The sequence below is a fragment of the Kribbella sp. NPDC002412 genome, from assembly GCF_053592935.1.
In genome coordinates this window covers 1-15,675 of record NZ_JBSFBL010000103.1, presented here as the reverse complement: position 1 = coordinate 15,675, position 15,675 = coordinate 1, and the positions used below count along the sequence as shown (strand labels likewise).

General features: G+C 69.2%; 15 protein-coding genes. 8 read left to right on the top strand and 7 right to left on the bottom strand.

Annotated elements, in window-relative coordinates; translation table 11 throughout:
- Positions 1-206: 206 nt before the first annotated feature.
- Entirely contained in the window at positions 207-1,172 is a 966-nt protein-coding gene (locus ACWCOV_RS40205; protein WP_449834637.1) for a Dyp-type peroxidase, read from the bottom strand.
- Positions 1,173-1,223: 51 nt separating this feature from the next.
- On the opposite strand from ACWCOV_RS40205, the gene ACWCOV_RS40200 reads away from it, so the two are divergent.
- From ACWCOV_RS40200 to ACWCOV_RS40190, 3 genes are all read left to right on the top strand, one after another.
- Positions 1,224-2,402: a CPBP family intramembrane glutamic endopeptidase gene (locus ACWCOV_RS40200; protein ID WP_449834636.1), complete on the top strand. Its 1,179-nt coding sequence runs from the start codon at positions 1,224-1,226 to the stop codon at positions 2,400-2,402.
- 43 nt (positions 2,403-2,445) lie between these two features.
- On the top strand, positions 2,446-3,162 hold the full coding sequence (locus ACWCOV_RS40195; RefSeq protein ID WP_449834635.1) for an HAD family hydrolase: 717 nt from the start codon (positions 2,446-2,448) through the stop codon (positions 3,160-3,162).
- Between the two features lie 100 nt (positions 3,163-3,262).
- Positions 3,263-4,177, top strand: a complete 915-nt coding sequence (locus ACWCOV_RS40190; RefSeq protein WP_449834634.1) for an endonuclease/exonuclease/phosphatase family protein — start codon at positions 3,263-3,265, stop codon at positions 4,175-4,177.
- A gap of 70 nt (positions 4,178-4,247) precedes the next feature.
- Here ACWCOV_RS40190 and ACWCOV_RS40185 read toward each other — a convergent pair whose 3' ends face one another.
- Complete coding sequence (locus ACWCOV_RS40185; RefSeq protein WP_360523741.1) at positions 4,248-5,207, bottom strand: sigma-70 family RNA polymerase sigma factor; 960 nt, start codon at positions 5,205-5,207, stop codon at positions 4,248-4,250.
- 473 nt (positions 5,208-5,680) lie between these two features.
- Positions 5,681-7,762: a S9 family peptidase gene (locus tag ACWCOV_RS40180; RefSeq protein ID WP_449834633.1), complete on the bottom strand. Its 2,082-nt coding sequence runs from the start codon at positions 7,760-7,762 to the stop codon at positions 5,681-5,683.
- A gap of 105 nt (positions 7,763-7,867) precedes the next feature.
- On the opposite strand from ACWCOV_RS40180, the gene ACWCOV_RS40175 reads away from it, so the two are divergent.
- The 3 genes from ACWCOV_RS40175 to ACWCOV_RS40165 are packed head-to-tail and all read left to right on the top strand — an operon-like array spanning position 7,868 to position 12,802.
- Positions 7,868-9,727 (top strand): hypothetical protein, encoded by a 1,860-nt coding sequence (locus tag ACWCOV_RS40175; protein ID WP_449834632.1) that lies wholly within the window; start codon positions 7,868-7,870, stop codon positions 9,725-9,727.
- Positions 9,724-12,027 (top strand): AAA family ATPase, encoded by a 2,304-nt coding sequence (locus ACWCOV_RS40170; protein WP_449834631.1) that lies wholly within the window; start codon positions 9,724-9,726, stop codon positions 12,025-12,027. Before ACWCOV_RS40175 ends, ACWCOV_RS40170 begins: the two co-directional genes overlap by 4 nt.
- The gene (locus ACWCOV_RS40165) at positions 11,933-12,802 is read left to right on the top strand and encodes a hypothetical protein (RefSeq protein ID WP_449834630.1); all 870 of its coding nucleotides are present in this window, start codon (positions 11,933-11,935) and stop codon (positions 12,800-12,802) included. The genes ACWCOV_RS40170 and ACWCOV_RS40165 overlap by 95 nt, the downstream gene beginning before the upstream one ends.
- On the opposite strand, the gene ACWCOV_RS40160 is transcribed toward ACWCOV_RS40165, so the two are convergent.
- Genes ACWCOV_RS40160 through ACWCOV_RS40150 form a run of 3 tightly spaced genes read right to left on the bottom strand, consistent with a single transcriptional unit; the run spans position 12,799 to position 14,330 of the window.
- Complete coding sequence (locus ACWCOV_RS40160) at positions 12,799-13,602, bottom strand: exodeoxyribonuclease III (RefSeq protein ID WP_449834629.1); 804 nt, start codon at positions 13,600-13,602, stop codon at positions 12,799-12,801. The genes ACWCOV_RS40165 and ACWCOV_RS40160 overlap by 4 nt on opposite strands.
- A gap of 9 nt (positions 13,603-13,611) precedes the next feature.
- The gene (locus ACWCOV_RS40155) at positions 13,612-13,863 is read right to left on the bottom strand and encodes a DUF3817 domain-containing protein (RefSeq protein WP_449834628.1); all 252 of its coding nucleotides are present in this window, start codon (positions 13,861-13,863) and stop codon (positions 13,612-13,614) included.
- Positions 13,863-14,330 carry a DUF2269 family protein gene (locus tag ACWCOV_RS40150; protein ID WP_449834627.1) on the bottom strand — a complete coding sequence of 156 codons (468 nt, stop codon included), beginning with the start codon at positions 14,328-14,330 and terminating at the stop codon, positions 13,863-13,865. Before ACWCOV_RS40150 ends, ACWCOV_RS40155 begins: the two co-directional genes overlap by 1 nt.
- A 92-nt stretch (positions 14,331-14,422) precedes the next feature.
- Here ACWCOV_RS40150 and ACWCOV_RS40145 point away from each other — a divergent pair, with 92 nt between their 5' ends.
- On the top strand, positions 14,423-14,860 hold the full coding sequence (locus ACWCOV_RS40145; protein WP_449834626.1) for a MarR family winged helix-turn-helix transcriptional regulator: 438 nt from the start codon (positions 14,423-14,425) through the stop codon (positions 14,858-14,860).
- On the opposite strand, the gene ACWCOV_RS40140 is transcribed toward ACWCOV_RS40145, so the two are convergent.
- Positions 14,847-15,434: a TetR/AcrR family transcriptional regulator gene (locus tag ACWCOV_RS40140; protein ID WP_449834625.1), complete on the bottom strand. Its 588-nt coding sequence runs from the start codon at positions 15,432-15,434 to the stop codon at positions 14,847-14,849. The two genes, ACWCOV_RS40145 and ACWCOV_RS40140, sit on opposite strands and share 14 nt — an antisense overlap.
- Positions 15,435-15,507: 73 nt before the next feature.
- Here ACWCOV_RS40140 and ACWCOV_RS40135 point away from each other — a divergent pair.
- A partial coding sequence (locus tag ACWCOV_RS40135) for an SDR family NAD(P)-dependent oxidoreductase (protein ID WP_449834638.1) occupies positions 15,508-15,675 on the top strand: 168 nt, incomplete at its 3' end.

The window sequence follows — 15,675 nt, the reverse complement described above, 5'->3', positions numbered from 1 at the left end:
GGATCGGGCGGTCCGGCGATGCCGATCGCCTTGCCACCAGGACGCAGCACCGGCACGCCAACGGCACCGCCACCGTCATCCAGAGCCTCGGCAAGGTGCCGGGGACCTTCGAGCGCCCCACGGACTTCCGGCTGGTCGACAACGCCGTCGACGAGCCGCTGTTCGGGGAGTGAGTCTTCCCCCGGCTCCCTGAGCCTCAGGGTGGGTCAGGGAGCCGGCGGGAGGTCGTCGAGGAAGGCCGCCGACGGGGTGAAGAACAACGTGCCGGTGACCGCGGTGGAGAAGTCGAGGATGCGGTCGTGGTTGCCCTCGGGCTCGCCGACGAACATCCGCCGCAGCATCAGCTCGGTGACCGCCGGGGACTTCGCGTAGCCGATGAAGTAGGTGCCGAACTCCTGCGAGCCGATCGTCCCGAACGGCATGTTGTCGCGCAGGATCTGCAGCTCGTTGCCGTCCTCGTCCTCGATCACGTTCAGCGCGATGTGCGCGTTGGACGGCTTCACGTGGTCGTCGAGCTCGATGTCGTCCAGCTTGGTCCGGCCGACCACGTGCTCCTGCTGCTCGACGGTGAGCGCGTTCCACGCCTTCATGTCGTGCAGGTACTTCTGCACGATCACGTAGCTGCCACCCGCGAACTCCGGGTCCTCGACCCCGACCAGTACGGCGTCCTCGGCCTCGGACCCGGTCGGGTTCTCGGTGCCGTCGACGAACCCGAGCAGGTCGCGCATCTCGAAGTACTTGAAGCCGTGCACCTCGTCGACGACCGTCGCGGCGCCGTCGAGCACGCTCATGATCTGGTTCGCGAGCTCGAAGCACTGGTCGGTGTGCGCGGCGCGGATATGGAACAGCAGGTCGCCGGGGGTGGCCACCGCGTGGTGCTTGGCACCTCGCAGCTCGACGAACGGGTGCAGTTCGGCCGGACGCGGGCCGCTGAACAGCCGGTCCCACGCGTCCGAGCCGATGCTGGCGACGCAGGACAGGTTCCCGGCCGGCACCCGGAAGCCGACCGAACGGGTCAGGCCGCTCACCCGCTCCAGCAGGTCGCGGGCCTTCTCCTCGCCTCCGGGCTCGATCCGGACCACCAGGAAGATGGCCGAGCCGGTGAGCGGCATCAGCACCGACTGCGGCAGTACTCGAGTGGACGCGGTCGGTCCTGGCGTCGGATCAGTCACCACTGGGCTCTCCTCCATGTGCTACTTGTCCCGATCTTCTAGAGTCCACTCATGGACCCGCAACAGCCCGGGCAATCCTCGCAGCCGGGGCAGTACCCACCACCGCCGCCCCACCCGCAGCAGGGGCCGTATCCGCCTGCGGGTCCGTACCAGCAACCACCACCCGGGGCCTACCCACCGCCGTACCCGCAGCCCGGCCAGTATCCGCCGCCGTACCCGCAGCAGTGGGGTGCGCCGCAGCCGTACCCAGGCCAGTTCGGCTACCGCGAGCCCCGCGTCATCCCGGCGCCGTCCGGTACGCCGTACCACCGGCTGGCGCGGACGCCGAAGCACGCGTGGTGGCGGCCGATCGTGGGCACGCTGTTCCTGGGCGCCGCCGCGTTCTTCCTGACCGCGGCCGTGCTCGTCGCCTGGGAGATCGTGCACAGCCTGATCACCGGCGAGTTCAGCGAGCCGCAGGGCAACGACATCTTCCCGAGCGACACCGAGAACCTCGCGGTCACCCTGGTGATGCTCGGTGTGCTCACGCCACTCGTGATGCTGACGGCGTGGCTCATCCAGCGCCGCCCGTGGTTCAGCGTCGCCTCCGTGCTGAACCGGATCCGCTGGCGCTGGCTGCTGCTGTGCTGCCTGCCCGGCCTCGGGTACCTCGTGGTCTCCTACGCGCTCGGCATCCTGGTCGACCAGATCTTCCCGAGCCAGGACCCGGTCGCGGTGGACGAGGGTTCGTGGGTCGGCCTCGGCGCGTTCATCGTGCCGGCGCTGGTGATCATCTTCCTGGTGCCGTTCCAGTCCGCGGCCGAGGAGTTCGTGTTCCGCGGCTGGCTGGTCCAGGCGATCGGCGCCTACGGACCGGACCAGGTGGCCGGCCGGGCGCAGTGGTTCAAGGCGCTGCTGCGGACGCCGTGGCCGGGGATCGTGATCAGCAGCCTGGCGTTCGTGTCGGCGCACGGGTACACCGGCTGGGCGATGGCCGACATCTTCGTGTTCGCGATGACAATCGGCTGGCTGACCGTCCGGACCGGTGGCCTGGAGGCGGCCATCTCGGTGCACGCGCTGAACAACCTGTTCGCCTTCTTGTTGCCTGCGGCAATGGGTCAGCTGGACGGCTGGGACGAGCAGGGCGGTGCGCCGTGGACCCTGCTGGTCGTGGACGTGCCCTGCCTCGCGCTGTACGCCGCCGCCGTCGTCTGGCTGGCCAAGCGGAACGAGGTCTCCCGCCTCAGCTGAAAACCGGAGGAGGTTGTCGGCGCCTTCTGGCATGGTGTCGGCTGTGACGAACACGAAGATCGAGGCCGTCCTGTTCGACTGGGGCGGCACGCTGGCGACCTGGCACGACATCGACCTGTACGCCGTCTGGCGGTCGGTGACGGAGCTGATCGACGATGCCCGCGCCGACGAGCTCGCGGCGCGCCTGGTCGAGGCGGAGCGGTCGATCTGGCTGCGGTCCCGCGACGAGCACCGGAGCAGCACGCTCGAGGAGGTCTGCCTGCTGGCCGAGATCGTGATGACCCCGGCGGCGCTCGCGGAGTACGAGCGGCAGTGGCACCCGCACACCGAGCTCGAGCCCGACGCCGTCCAGACCCTGCAGGAGCTCCGGGCGCGCGGGCTGAAGGTCGGCGTGCTGTCGAACACGATCTGGTCCCGCCGGCGGCACGAGGAGATCTTCGCGCGCGACGGCGTCCTGGACTTGCTGGACGGCGCCGTCTACACCAGCGAGATCGCGCACACGAAGCCGCACCCGGAGGCGTTCCTGGCCGCGATGAAGGCGGTCGGGCAGACCGATCCGGCCGGCTGCCTGTTCGTCGGCGACCGGCTCTTCGACGACGTCTGGGGCGCGCAGAACGTCGGCATGCGCGCCGCCCACATCCCGCACAGCGCCATCCCGCTCGAGCAGATCGGCCACACCGAGGGCGCGCCGGACGCAACCGTGCACCGGCTCGCCGAGCTGCCGGCGCTGATCGACACCTGGAACGCGGCCGCCGCCTGAACCGTCCCGTCACGTGCTCGACGCGCTACGGCTAGCCGCCGGACACCGACTCTGGTTAACGTCCAACCTCCGAACTCCCCGCCCATGGAGGTTTCCAACCATGTTCAGCACCCGTCGTAGATTCGCCGCGCTCGTCGCGGCGGCTGTCGCCGGCCTGACCCTGACCAGTGGCGTCTCGCAGGCCACCACCAACCAGTACGACGCCGTCGCGCCGGCCGGTGGTGGCACGGCGCAGCCGCTGCACGTGATGTCGTACAACCTGCGGTACGCCAGCGATACCCCGCCCAACGAGTGGAGCGCCCGCCGGCCCGTGATGCGGGAGCAGCTGCGCGCCGCTCGGCCACAGCTGATCGGCACGCAGGAAGGGCTGTACGGCCAGCTGCAGGACATCTCCGCCGACCTGGGGCCGTCGTACGACTCGATCGGGCTCGGCCGCGAGGGCGGCAGCAAGGGCGAGTTCATGATGATCTTCTTCGACACGCGCAGGCTGCAGCCGCTCGAGTACGACCACTACTGGCTGTCCGATACCCCGGAGGTGATCGGCTCGAAGACGTGGGGCGGCTGCTGCGCTCGCATGGTGACGTGGGTCCGGTTCAAGGACAAGGCCACCTCGAAGGAGTTCTACGCGATCAACACGCACCTGGAGGCGTTCGACGCGACCGCGCGGTCGAAGTCGGCCGACCTGATCCTGCAGCGGATGACCGCGCTGAACCCGGCACTCCCGGTGATCATGACCGGTGACTTCAACGAGGCCGCGGCCGCGGGAGTGACCGTCTACGACAAGCTCGTGACCAGTGGCAAGCTCGCGGACAGCTGGGTGACGGCCGAGCGCCGGAGCGACCTGTACGCCACCTTCCACGGCTACCGGCCGCTCACCCCGAACGGCGCCCGGATCGACTGGATCCTCACCACGCCGGGCCTGCGCGTCTCGAAGGCCTCGATCAACATCTTCAGCAAGGACGGCCAGTTCCCCAGCGACCACCTGCCGGTCGAGTCCTGGATCCACTGGTCCTGACCGGACGTGAAAGGACCCCCGGCCGCGAGAGCGGCTCGGGGGTCCTTGCTGGGGGTTTCGGGGTGTTGCGTTACGCGGCCAGCGTCGGGTCGGCTAGCAGGCGCAGCCGGCCCAGAGCCTCGCGCTCGATCTGGCGGACGCGCTCGGCGGAGATGCCGTGCACGGCGCCGATGTCGGCGAGCTTCGCCTGCCGGCCGTCGTGCAGGCCGTACCGGCGCCGGATCACGTCCGCGGACCGCGGGTCGAGCTGGTCGACCAGGCTGAACAGGCCCGAGCGGTCCGACGCGTCCGCGACCAGCTGGTCCGGACCCGGCGCGGTCTCGGCCGCGATCAGGTCGCCCAGCGAGGTCTCGCCCTCGTCGTCGATCGGATTGTCCAGGCTGATGTGGTCCCGGCCGATCCGGATCAGCTCGGTGACCCGCTCCTCGTCCAGGTCCAGCTCCGCCGCGATCTCGTCGATCTCCGGCTCCCGCCCGAGCTTGCGCTCCAGCGTGCGCCGGGCCGACCCGATCTGGTTCAGCTGCTCCACCACGTGCACCGGCAGCCGGACCACGCGGGCCTGCTGCGCGATACCGCGGGTGATGGCCTGCCGCACCCACCAGGTCGCGTACGTCGAGAACTTGAAACCCTTGCGGTAGTCGAACTTCTCCACCGCGCGGATCAGGCCGGTGTTGCCCTCCTGGACCAGGTCCAGCAGCGGCATCTGGGACCGTCCGTAACGGCGGGCGATCGACACCACCAGCCGGAGGTTCGCGGTCACGAACCGCTGCTGCGCGCGCTGGCCCTCGTCGGCCAGCCACTGCAGCTCTTCCTCCGTCGCATATTTGGGCGCTCCGCCCTTCTTGCGTCCAACCCGCCCCTCGGCCAGCAGTTGCTCCGCTAGGAGACCTGCCTCGACCGTCTCAGCGAGCTCGACCTCTTCCTCAGCCGTCAGCAAGGGCGTGCGCGCGATCTCTTCGAGGTAGAGACCGACGCTGTCCTTGCCGTCGATACCGTCGTCCGCGGTGCGGACACGAGTCGTGCGAGCCACCGAAACTCCCTTCGTCGTTACATGGAGAGCAACGCTCGAGTGAGGTTCAAGATTCCACGACGAGTGTGTAAACAGCCTGAACGTTCCCTGAGAGTTCCCGGCACCGATCCGGTGCGGAAACCAGGGCCTGCCTGCCCGTTCGCGGCCGTTTGCCGGACGCCGCGGCCCGAACGTGCGCGCATTTCGGCGTGATCACGCAACTTCAGCGGGGGTTTCACCGGAATTCCGCCGGCGAAGTCCAGCGGCACACCGGTGCCGGATCCTGAGAATCTCTGCAGAAACCGGGCTTTTCCGACCGCCGAATGTGTTGCACGACACACGGTTGGTCACTCCGTAGTACAGCAACGCCGCAGGTACCCGCCGTGTTCCCGCGCGAAACCGTCACTCGCCGGCGTCGGGTAGCTCCCGCCGGTGGCTTTCGAAGGGTGGGCTTCGGGGTGGGCCCGCCGAGGGTCGGCGGGCCCACCGGGCCGTCAGGCCAGGCCGAGGGTGTCGAGCTCCCAGGACAGCGTGAAGGCCAGTTCGCGCCAGGCGTCGTACCGCCCGGAACGGCCGCCGTGGCCGGCTTCCATTTCGGTCTTGAGCAGTACGTCGACGTTTCCGGTCGCGGTGGCGCGCAGTTTCGCGACCCACTTGGCCGGCTCGACGAAGAACACCCGGGTGTCGTTCAGGCTGGTGATCGCCAGGATCCGCGGATACTGCTGCGCGGTGACGTTCTCGTACGGCGAGTAGGACTTCATGTACTCGTACACCGCGGCGTCCTCGAGCGGGTTGCCCCATTCCTCCCACTCGATCACGGTCAGCGGCAGCGACGGGTCGAGGATCGTCGTCAGCGCGTCCACGAACGGCACCTCGGCAACGATCCCGCCGAAGGCCTGCGGCGCCAGGTTCGCGACCGCGCCCATCAGCAGACCGCCCGCACTGCCACCCTGGGCGACGATCCGCTCCGGCCGCGTCCAGCCGTCCTTGACCAGGTGCTCGGCGGCCGCGACGAAGTCGGTGAACGTGTTCCGCTTGGTCAGCATCTTGCCGTTGTCGTACCAGTGCCGGCCGAGCTCGCCGCCACCGCGCACGTGCGCGATCGCGAACACCACACCGCGGTCCAGCAGCGACAGGCGGGGTATCGAGAACCACGGATCCATCGAGCTCTCGTAGGAGCCGTACCCGTACAGCACGACCGGCGCGTTGCCGTCCTTGACCACGTCCTTGCGCGCGACCAGCGAGATCGGCACCGACGTCCCGTCCTCCGCCGTCGCCCACTCCCGGTACTGCGTGTACGCGCCGAGGTCCACGCCACCGAGGACCGGCTGCTGCTTCAGCAGTCGCCGCTCACCGGTCGCGAGATTCACGTCGTACGTCGACCCCGGCGTCACCAGCGACGTGTAGCCGAACCGGTAGCGGGTGTCGTGCCACTCGTCGTTGCGGCCGGGGGAGACTGTGTAGATCGGCTCGTCGAACTCCAGCGCCTCCGGTGCGCCGAAGCCGTCCGCCGTACGGCGCATGATCGCGAGCTCGGTGAGCGCGTCGCGACGGCGGTACAGGATGACGTGGTCGGCGAACGCGTCGACGCCGAGCAGCCGGCTGGTCTCGTCGCCCTGGATCAGCGTGGTCCACGAGCCGGGGGAGTCGAGCGGCGCGGTCGCGAGCGAGAAGTTGGCCGCGTCCGCGTTGTGGGTGATCAGCAACTGGTCACCGGCGTGCTCGACGTCGTACTCGACGCCCTCGCGGCGGGGCGCGACCACGACCGGCTGACCGGCCGGGTCATTGGCGTCGAGCAGCCAGACCTCGCTGGTCAGCTTGCTGCCGAGCGCGATCAGGACGGCCTGCTCGTTGCGGGTCAGGTCGACGCCGACCCAGAACCGCTCGTCCGGCTCCTCCATCACCAGGGCGTCGTCGGCCGCGCCGAGGGCGTGCCGCCAGACCTGGTACGGCCGCCAGGCGTCGTCGACCTTGGTGTAGAAGATCGTCGACCCGTCCGCGGACCAGGCCGACCCGTAGTGCACCTCGGGCAGCTCGTCCGGCAGCAGTTCGCCGGTGGCCAGGTCCTTGATCCGCAGCGTGAACCGCTCGTCGCCCTTGAGGTCGACCGAGTACGCGAGCAGCCGGCCGTCGGGGGAGACGTCGACGGTGCCGAGCGCGAAGAACTCCGAGTCGCCGGCCACCTCGTTGCCGTCGAGCATCACCTCTTCGCCCGGGATGTCGCCGTCGGTCGCCGGCGGCTGGTCGCCGTCGGCCTTGACCCGGCAGTGGATGCCGTACTGCTTGCCCTCGATCGTGCGCGAGTAGTACCAGTACCCGCCGTGCCGGGCCGGCACGCTCAGGTCGGTCTGCAGCGTCCGGTCCGAGATCTCCTTGAAGATTGCCTCACGCAACGATTCCAGGTGCTCGGTGCGCGCCTCGGTGTAGGCGTTCTCCGCGCGCAGGTACCCCAGCACCTCGTCGTCGGACTTGTCCCGCAACCACTCGTACTCGTCGACGAACACGTCACCGTGAAAACGCCGCTCAACCGGCTTCCGCGCCGCCACCGGCGGCCCCAAAGATTCAATCTCGGACATGCCGCGAGACTACCCGGCACACCCCGTCCGGCGTACGCGAGTTTCCCGGACCGGCCTGTTGACCGGGTCCGCGCGCGGCGAGACGCTGATCCCGGGGGTAACAGCATGACCACACAGGGGGAATCCGGCCGGTCGCTGCCTGAGTGCGACGTGATCATGAAAGGCGGCATCAGCAGCGGGATCGTCTACCCGCGCGCCGTCTGCAAACTGGCTGAGAAGTACAAGCTCCGCCGCCTGGGGGGCGCGTCGGCCGGAGCGATCGCGGCCGCGATCGCAGCCGCCGCCGAGTACGGCCGCGACCGTGGCGGCTACCAGAAGCTGCACGCGGTTCCGACCGAGCTCGGCAGCACGTTGGCCGACCTGTTCCAGCCCTCGCGTGGCACCAGCTCGGCGTTCGCCGTGCTGAGCTCGTGGCTCGAGCCGGACTGGCCGATCCGGCGGAAGCTGCGCGCGGCGTGGCAAACAATCGTCCGCTGTACGGCGTGGGCCTTCACCGGGACGCTGGTCGCGCTGCTCGTCCCGGCACTCCTGATCACGCTGATCAGCAGAGGCTTGCCGAGCGACCTGGGCGGCTGGCTGGGAGTGGTGCTGACCGGGCTGGTCTGGGCTCCACTCGCGCTGATCCTGGCGACGGCGGTGTCCGCGGTGGTGTTCGGTCGCCGGAGCCTCGCGAGCCTGAAGGCGAACGGGTACGGCCTCTGCGACGGCCACACCGAGGATCCCGCGGTCGGCAAGCCACCACTGACGGACTGGCTGGCCGCCAAGCTCGACGAGATCGCCGGCCTGCCGGCCGGCCGCCATCCGCTGACCATCGGAGATCTGTGGGGCGACCAGGCGGTCGAGCTCGAGCGGGCCATCGCCGAGAAGAAGAACGGGCGGGTGATGCCGGAGGAGCGGCTCGCGGCCCGGACGGCACGACAGATCGAGCTCGAGGTGATGACGACCAACCTCACCCTGCGGCGTCCCTATCGCTTCCCGTTCAGCGAACGGATCTTCTTCTTCTGCGAGCAGCGGCTGCGTGACTACTTCCCCGACCGGGTGGTCGCGCACCTGGTCGAGCACTCCACACCGGTCGACGACAAGACCGACAGCCAGGACGGCGAGACCGCGACGGTGTCGATGAAGTGTCCCTGTCACGAGCAGCAGGTCCGCCGCCTGCCCGCGGCCTGGGACCTGCCGGTCGTGGTGGCCGCCCGGCTGAGCCTGAGCTTCCCCGGCCTGATCAGCGCGGTGCCGATGTTCTGCGTGGACTGGTCGCGGGCCTTCGGCCGGCGTGGGCTGGTCGAGGTGTGGTTCTCCGACGGCGGGATCTCCAGCAACTTCCCGATGCACTTCTTCGACGCCGCGTGGCCGAGCCGGCCGACCTTCGGGATCAACCTCGGGTCGCCGCACCCGGACCTGCCCGGCCTGGTCTGGCGGGCGTCGCAAGGCGCGAGCGGGGTGCTGCCGCCGGTGCACCCGATCGGTTCGGCCTCGTCGTTCCTGACCGCGATCGTGCGCACCATGCAGAACTGGGTGGACACCACGCAGCTCACACTTCCCGGGTTCCGGGGCCGGGTCGCCGTGGTGCGCGAGCAGGCCGGGGAAGGTGGGATGAACCTGAAGATGAAGCCGGAGGTGATCGAGGACGTCGCCGATCGGGGCGCCGAGGCCGCCGCGCTGTTCGACGACTTCGACTTCGACCTGCACCGGTGGGTCCGTTACCGGGTGGCGATGTCCGAGTTCGACGAGGTCCTCACGACCCTGAACGACGCCTACCTGAAGGGGTACCAGGACTTCCTGAAGGAGTACGGCGTCACCACCAGGAACTACCCGGTCGGTGGCAAGGCGGTGACCGGCGCCGAGCTGGCCCTGACCGACGCCTTGATGAAGCACGCGCACTCGGCCGCGTCGCAATCGCATCCGGCCGGCGCCGGCACGGTGCCGCATCCACGGCCCGCTTTCCGATTGGTGCCGAGGCAATGATCCGCCGTGAACGGACGCCGGCGCCGGCGGTCCTGGTCAGCCAGCGAAAACGTGCGCTGGACCGCCTGCGCAGCTATCACCAGGGCGACACGAGGCAGAGCCGCTACCCACTCGACCTGAAGCTCGTGCGGCATCCGGCAGTCGCGGCGGCGTTGTCGACGGCGTTCGACGCGAAATGCGCGTACTGCGAATCACCGGCGGCCAAGGGATTGGTCGAGTGGCATCGCCCGCCGCAGGAGGCGATGGGGGAGGACCGGCAGGTGTCGAGGGACCACTACTGGTGGCTGGCCTACGACTGGGACAACCTCTACCCGATCTGTACGGCGTGCCGCAGCAACAAGGCCCAGTGGTTCCCGGTGACCGCGCCGAGGGCCGAGCCGGAGGCGAGGGGAGCGCAGTTGCTCGCCGAGGGACCGATGCTGCTCGATCCCTGCCACGACAATCCCGAGCACCACCTGCGGTACGAGGAGGACGGCACGGTCACCGGCATGGGCGGCCGCGCGCTGCAGACGATCCAGATCCTCGGACTCAATCGGCCGCAGCTGATCAAGGATCGGTTGGCCGCCGCACAGCGGATCCGGAGAGCGATGGAGCCCTTCGGTCTGCCGGAGGGATACAGCTCGATCAGCGAGGCCTTGAAGGCGCTGACCGCCGACGACCAGCCGTTCGCCGGGATCCGCCGCTGGACCCTGCGGACGATCCTCCTGCAGAGGAAGGCCAACGTGGCGACGCGGCGCGCGTACGGCTTGCACGATCAGGTCGCGTACGACCTGGTGCGAGGCAGAGTGCCGGACGAGGCGGCCGGCCCGCGGCCGACTGTGCTCGTCACGCCGCCGCCGACGTCGGGTGGCGACGAACTGCTGGCGAACGTCAAGCTGGAACGCATCGAGGTCCGGAACTTCCGTGCGATCCGGGACGTCGTCCTGACGTTCCGGGACCCGCTGCCCGACAACGAACCGTGGTTGCTGCTGCTGGGCGAGAACGGCGTGGGCAAGAGCAGCCTGTTGAAGGCCGTCGCACTGGCGCTGGCGGACCAGGAGGAGCGACAGCGGCGGGAGCCGGATGCCGCCGCTGTCGTCCGGCACGGTGCGAAGTCCGGTGAGATCCGGTTGACGTTCTCCGACGGGCGCGAGATCGTGCTGGGCTTCCGCCGGGGACGGCCGGACTTCAGCTTCCAGGGAGACGTCCCCGAGGTGATGGTGCTCGGGTACGGACCGACGCGGCTGCTGCCGCCGGCCGGCACTCCGCTGCGTTCGCCCCGCCGGGTCGACGTCGACAACCTCTTCGATCCATGGTCGACCCTGAGTGACGCGGAGGGGTGGCTCGCCGACACGAAGGCCGTTCCTGCGCAGTGGTTCAACCTGCATGCGACCGACCTCAAGGCCCTGCTGCCGATGGAGCCGGAGGACCGGTTGCTGCGACGCAGCGGTCGGCTGCACGCGACGTCGTACGGCCGTTCGGCGCCGCTGGCCGACCTCAGCGACGGCTTCCGCTCGGTGATCGCGCTGGCTGCGGACGCGATCCAGCACCTGGCCACCTACTGGCCGAGCATGTCCTCGGCGGAGGGGCTGCTGCTCATCGACGAACTCGAGGTCCACCTGCATCCCCAGTGGCGGATGTCGATCGTGTCGCTGTTGCGAACGGTGTTCCCGCGGGTGCGGGTGATCGCGACGACCCACGACCCGCTGTGCTTGCAGCAGACCGAGCCGGGGGAGGTGGTCCTGCTTCGTCGTACCGGCAACACCGGCGTGCAGGCGGTGCCGTGCGACGTGCCGAAGGGGCTCCGCGCAGACCAGCTCCTCACCGGTGACTGGTTCGGCCTGAGCACGACCACCGACCCGGACACAGCGAAGCTGATCGACGAGCACAGCGCCATCCTGTTGGAGCGGCGCCCGACGCCGTCGCAGAAGCGCCGCCGCACGGATCTCGAGGACGAGTTACGCGCCCGCGCCGGCAACTACCCCGAGACGTCGGTCGACCGGCTCGCGCAGAGCGTCGCCGCCCAGGTCATCCGCGACGAAGCCGTGGAGCTCGGCGAGACCGACGACCTGGAGCGGGCCCGGATCCAGGCGAGCGTGGCCGAGGCCGTACGACGCCGGCGAGCGCAGGCGGGCCGGGGAGTGGACCCGGCACGCGGTGCCGCAGTGGCCAAGAAGACGAGCGGTCCACGCCGGCGGCGAGCACAGCGGAGGGGAGGGGAGACCGATGATGCTGTACAAGCGACCACCTCGTCCGGACGGGTTCGAGGATCGCGTCGCCGCGGAGGCGAGGCGGATCCGGTCCGCAGTCCAGCGCGGTGAGAAGCCGGCGATCACCAAGAGCCTTTGGCGCGACTTCAAGGCGGTCTTCAGCATCGCGCAGGACGGTCGCTGTGGGTATTGCGAGATCCCGGTCACCGCATCGCACTTCGGCGACGTAGAGCACTTCGCGCCGAAGAGTGCTGTCTCGCAGTTCGGCAACTGGGAAGCGGAGCAGGGACAGGAGACCGAAGGTCAGGCGACCCTGAAGAACCGCAGCCCGTCGCAGAGATGGCCGCGGGGGTACTGGTGGCTGGCGTACGACTGGAACAACTATCTGCTCGCCTGCCAGGTCTGCAACTCGGTCTGGAAGGGCAACCTGTATCCGGTGAAGCAGCCACCGCCGCGCGGTGAGCCGGCCGAGACCCAGCAGGAGCTCGCGCTCCTGCTCAACCCGTTCGGCAGGCGGGACCCGGCCCGGCACCTGCGCTTCACGGTCGACGGTTCGGTGGAGCCGCTCAACGGCAGCAGCTATGGGCTGGAGACGATCCGCACCTGCGGACTCGGCCGGCGCGAACTCGTGAACCGACGCAGCTGGGCGACGACGCGGGCCTACGGCGCGGTCTTCCTGGCCCGTCGCGAGATCGCGATGAACGTTCCGGCGGACGAGAGCAAGGGGATGAAGGACCTGTACGAGCTAGGGCAGCTGGGGGCGCCGTTCCCAGGTGTCACCCGCGCCATCATCCGTCAGGAACTGGGCCTGTCCTGGTCCGATCTCGAAGACCTGTTCGGCGAGCTGATCGTGGACGCCCCTGTGATCACGCGCCGATCCGCCTAGACGTCGTACGTCGCCACTACCGGAGCGTGGTCGCTCCAGCGTTCGGCGTAGGTCGGGGCGCGGTGGATGGTGCAGGTGGTTGCTGTGGTGGCGAGGCCTGGGGAGGCGATCTGGTAGTCGATGCGCCAGCCGGCGTCGTTGTCGAAGGCCTTGCCGCGCCAGGACCACCAGGAGTAGGGGCCGGGGCCGTCGCCGCCGAAGCGGCGGCCGAGGTCGACCCAGCCGGCGGCGAACAAACGATCCATCCAGGCGCGTTCCTCGGGCAGGAAGCCGCTCTTCTTGCGGTTCGCCTTCCACGCCTTCAGGTCGACCTCGCGGTGCGCGATGTTCAGGTCGCCGCACAGCAGCACGTGCCGCCCGTCGGCCCGGAGCTCCGCGAGCCGGGCGGTGATCGCGTCCAGGAAGGCGTATTTCTCCTCCTGCCGCGGCGGCGTCTCGAACTCCCCGGTGAACACATACGTGCTCACCGCCGTCAGCATCGACCCGTCGTCCAGTACGACGTCCGCCTCGATCCACCGCCCGCACCCGGTGAACCGGGCCGGCCCGATGTCGTCCCGCTCGTCCTTGATCGGCCGCCGGGACGCGACCGCCACCCCCGCCCGGCCCTTGTGGCCGTCGATCGTCGGCTCGGCGTGCGCGATGTTCCAGTCCCCGCCGAGGTGTTCCCGCAGTACGTCGTCGGTCGCCCGAACTTCCTGCATCAGCAGCAGATCCGGATCGGTCTGCTCCAGCCAGGGCGCCATCCCGCGCCGGTACGCAGCCCTGATCCCGTTCACATTCACCGTGGCGACCGTCAGCACGCCCAAACCCTAACGTGCGGGCACCGACAGATCGCGCAACGCCAGGTACCCGCCGATCGCCGGCACGAACGCGAGCGCCTTCGCCCGCCTCGACGCACCGGCCGTGGACAGCGCCGTCACGATCGTCACCAGGTACGCCGTCCCGTGCGCCGGGCCGAGCGCGGACGACACGGCCGGCCAGTGCACCGTGAACAGATTGAGAAAGAGCAGACACACACTGACCGCCTCGACGGCCGCGGCGATCTTCAAAACGCGAATCATCAGACCCCCGTCGTCGAGCCGGGCCGGACGATCATCAGCACCACGACGACTGTCCACAACAGGGCGAAGACACCAGTGGTCATCGACAACGCCTTCGCCTGCGGCAGCGACTGCTCACGCAACTCGCGGGAGGAGCCGGCGGCGTCGAGGACGCGAGCCTGCGCCGGCAGCACCGCGAAGGCGAGGACGGCCGCGGCGATCGCGGTGAGCACCATCGAGATGATCAGCCAGTAGTCCGTCAGCACCCCAAGGCCGACCGCCACCGCGATGCCGAACACCGGGACCGTCAGGCCGCCGATGGCGTACCCGCGGCTGATCCGGTGCAGCACCTTCAGCACCCCGGTCTCCGGCTGGTCGGACGCCAGCACGCGCCGGGCGAGCGGTGGGAACATGCTGGCCGCGACCGTGACCGGCCCGACGAAGATGATGGCGGCGATCACGTGCACGCTGAGCAGGAACTTGTTCATCCGGATCCGATCTGGGGAGCGCCGAGTTTCAGGCAGACTGTAACTCAAGTATCAGCCAACCTGAAACTCAACCTGCCTGCCATGATGTGCCGATGGAAGAGACCGGTCAGCCGCCGATCAGCCCCGCGCTGCTGCTGATGATGCTCGGCCGCCGGCTCCGCGACCGGACCGACGCCGAGCTCCGCCGGCAGGGCCTGACCATGCGGCACTTCTCGGCCCTCGGCCACCTCGCCCACCAGCCCGGTCTGTCCTACAGCGAACTGGCTCGTCGCGACGGCATCACCGCCCAGAGCATGCAGTCCACCCTCCTTCAGCTCCAGGAGATGGGAGCCGTGGAACGCCGTACCGCTCCGGGGCGCGGCCGCACTGCCGACCTGCAGGTCACGGCCTCCGGGCATGAACTCCTCAATCGCTGCCGAGCCGTGCTGAACGACGTCGACAGAAGTCTGCGTGAGGCCGTCGGTCCGGACATGACCGATCGGATGGCCAAGGCGACTCTCGACGCCCTGACCGCGTTCAGCGAGTCGTAGACAGAATCGCGTCGAGCGAGCGTTCGCAGAGGTCTTCGAGGGTCTCGGCAGGGATCGTGGGGTTGTCGATCCAGGTCATCAGCGTCTGCTCGACGTACCCCTGCCAGCCGTGGCAGGCGAGCTCGACAGCCGGCGTGATCTCGATGCCGCGCTGGCCGACGGCGCCGATCACCCAGGTGCTGAACACCTGCCGGATCTCCGAGTGCAGCGCGCGGACGGCGGGATCGCCGGCGGCCGACATCAGCAAGGTCGCGCGGTAGAGCTGCGGCGCCTCGAGGACGGCACGGACGAACGCGCGGATGCCGGAGCGCAGTTGTTCCTCGGGTGGCAGCGACGGGTCGGGGGCGGTCCGCAGCATGACTTCCGCGGCGGCTTCCTCGATGACGGCGTACTGGAACTTCTTCTTCGATCCGAAGTAGTGGAACAGCAGAGCGGGGGAGACGCCGGCCTCGGCCGCGACCAGTTCGACGGTCAGCTCCCGGTGCGGGTCGGCGACCAGGACCCGCCGGGCGGCCGCGAGGATCTGCGCACGCCGCTGGTCCGGGCGCAGCCGGGTGGACGAGGTCTGGGTCATACGGCCAGTCTATTGAGTAAACGGTCAACAGTCACTTACTGTTGAGTACCCACTCAACAAGCTGGAGGTCCCGATGCGTCCCTTGCCCGGTCAGGTCGTCCTCATCACCGGAGCGTCGCGGGGAATCGGGGCCGCCGTGGCCCGCCGGCTCGCGCAGCACGGCGCGAAGCTCGCGCTGATCGGTCTGGAGCCGGACGAGCTGATCGGCGCTTCGGGGATCGATCTCGAGATCTCGCCGGTC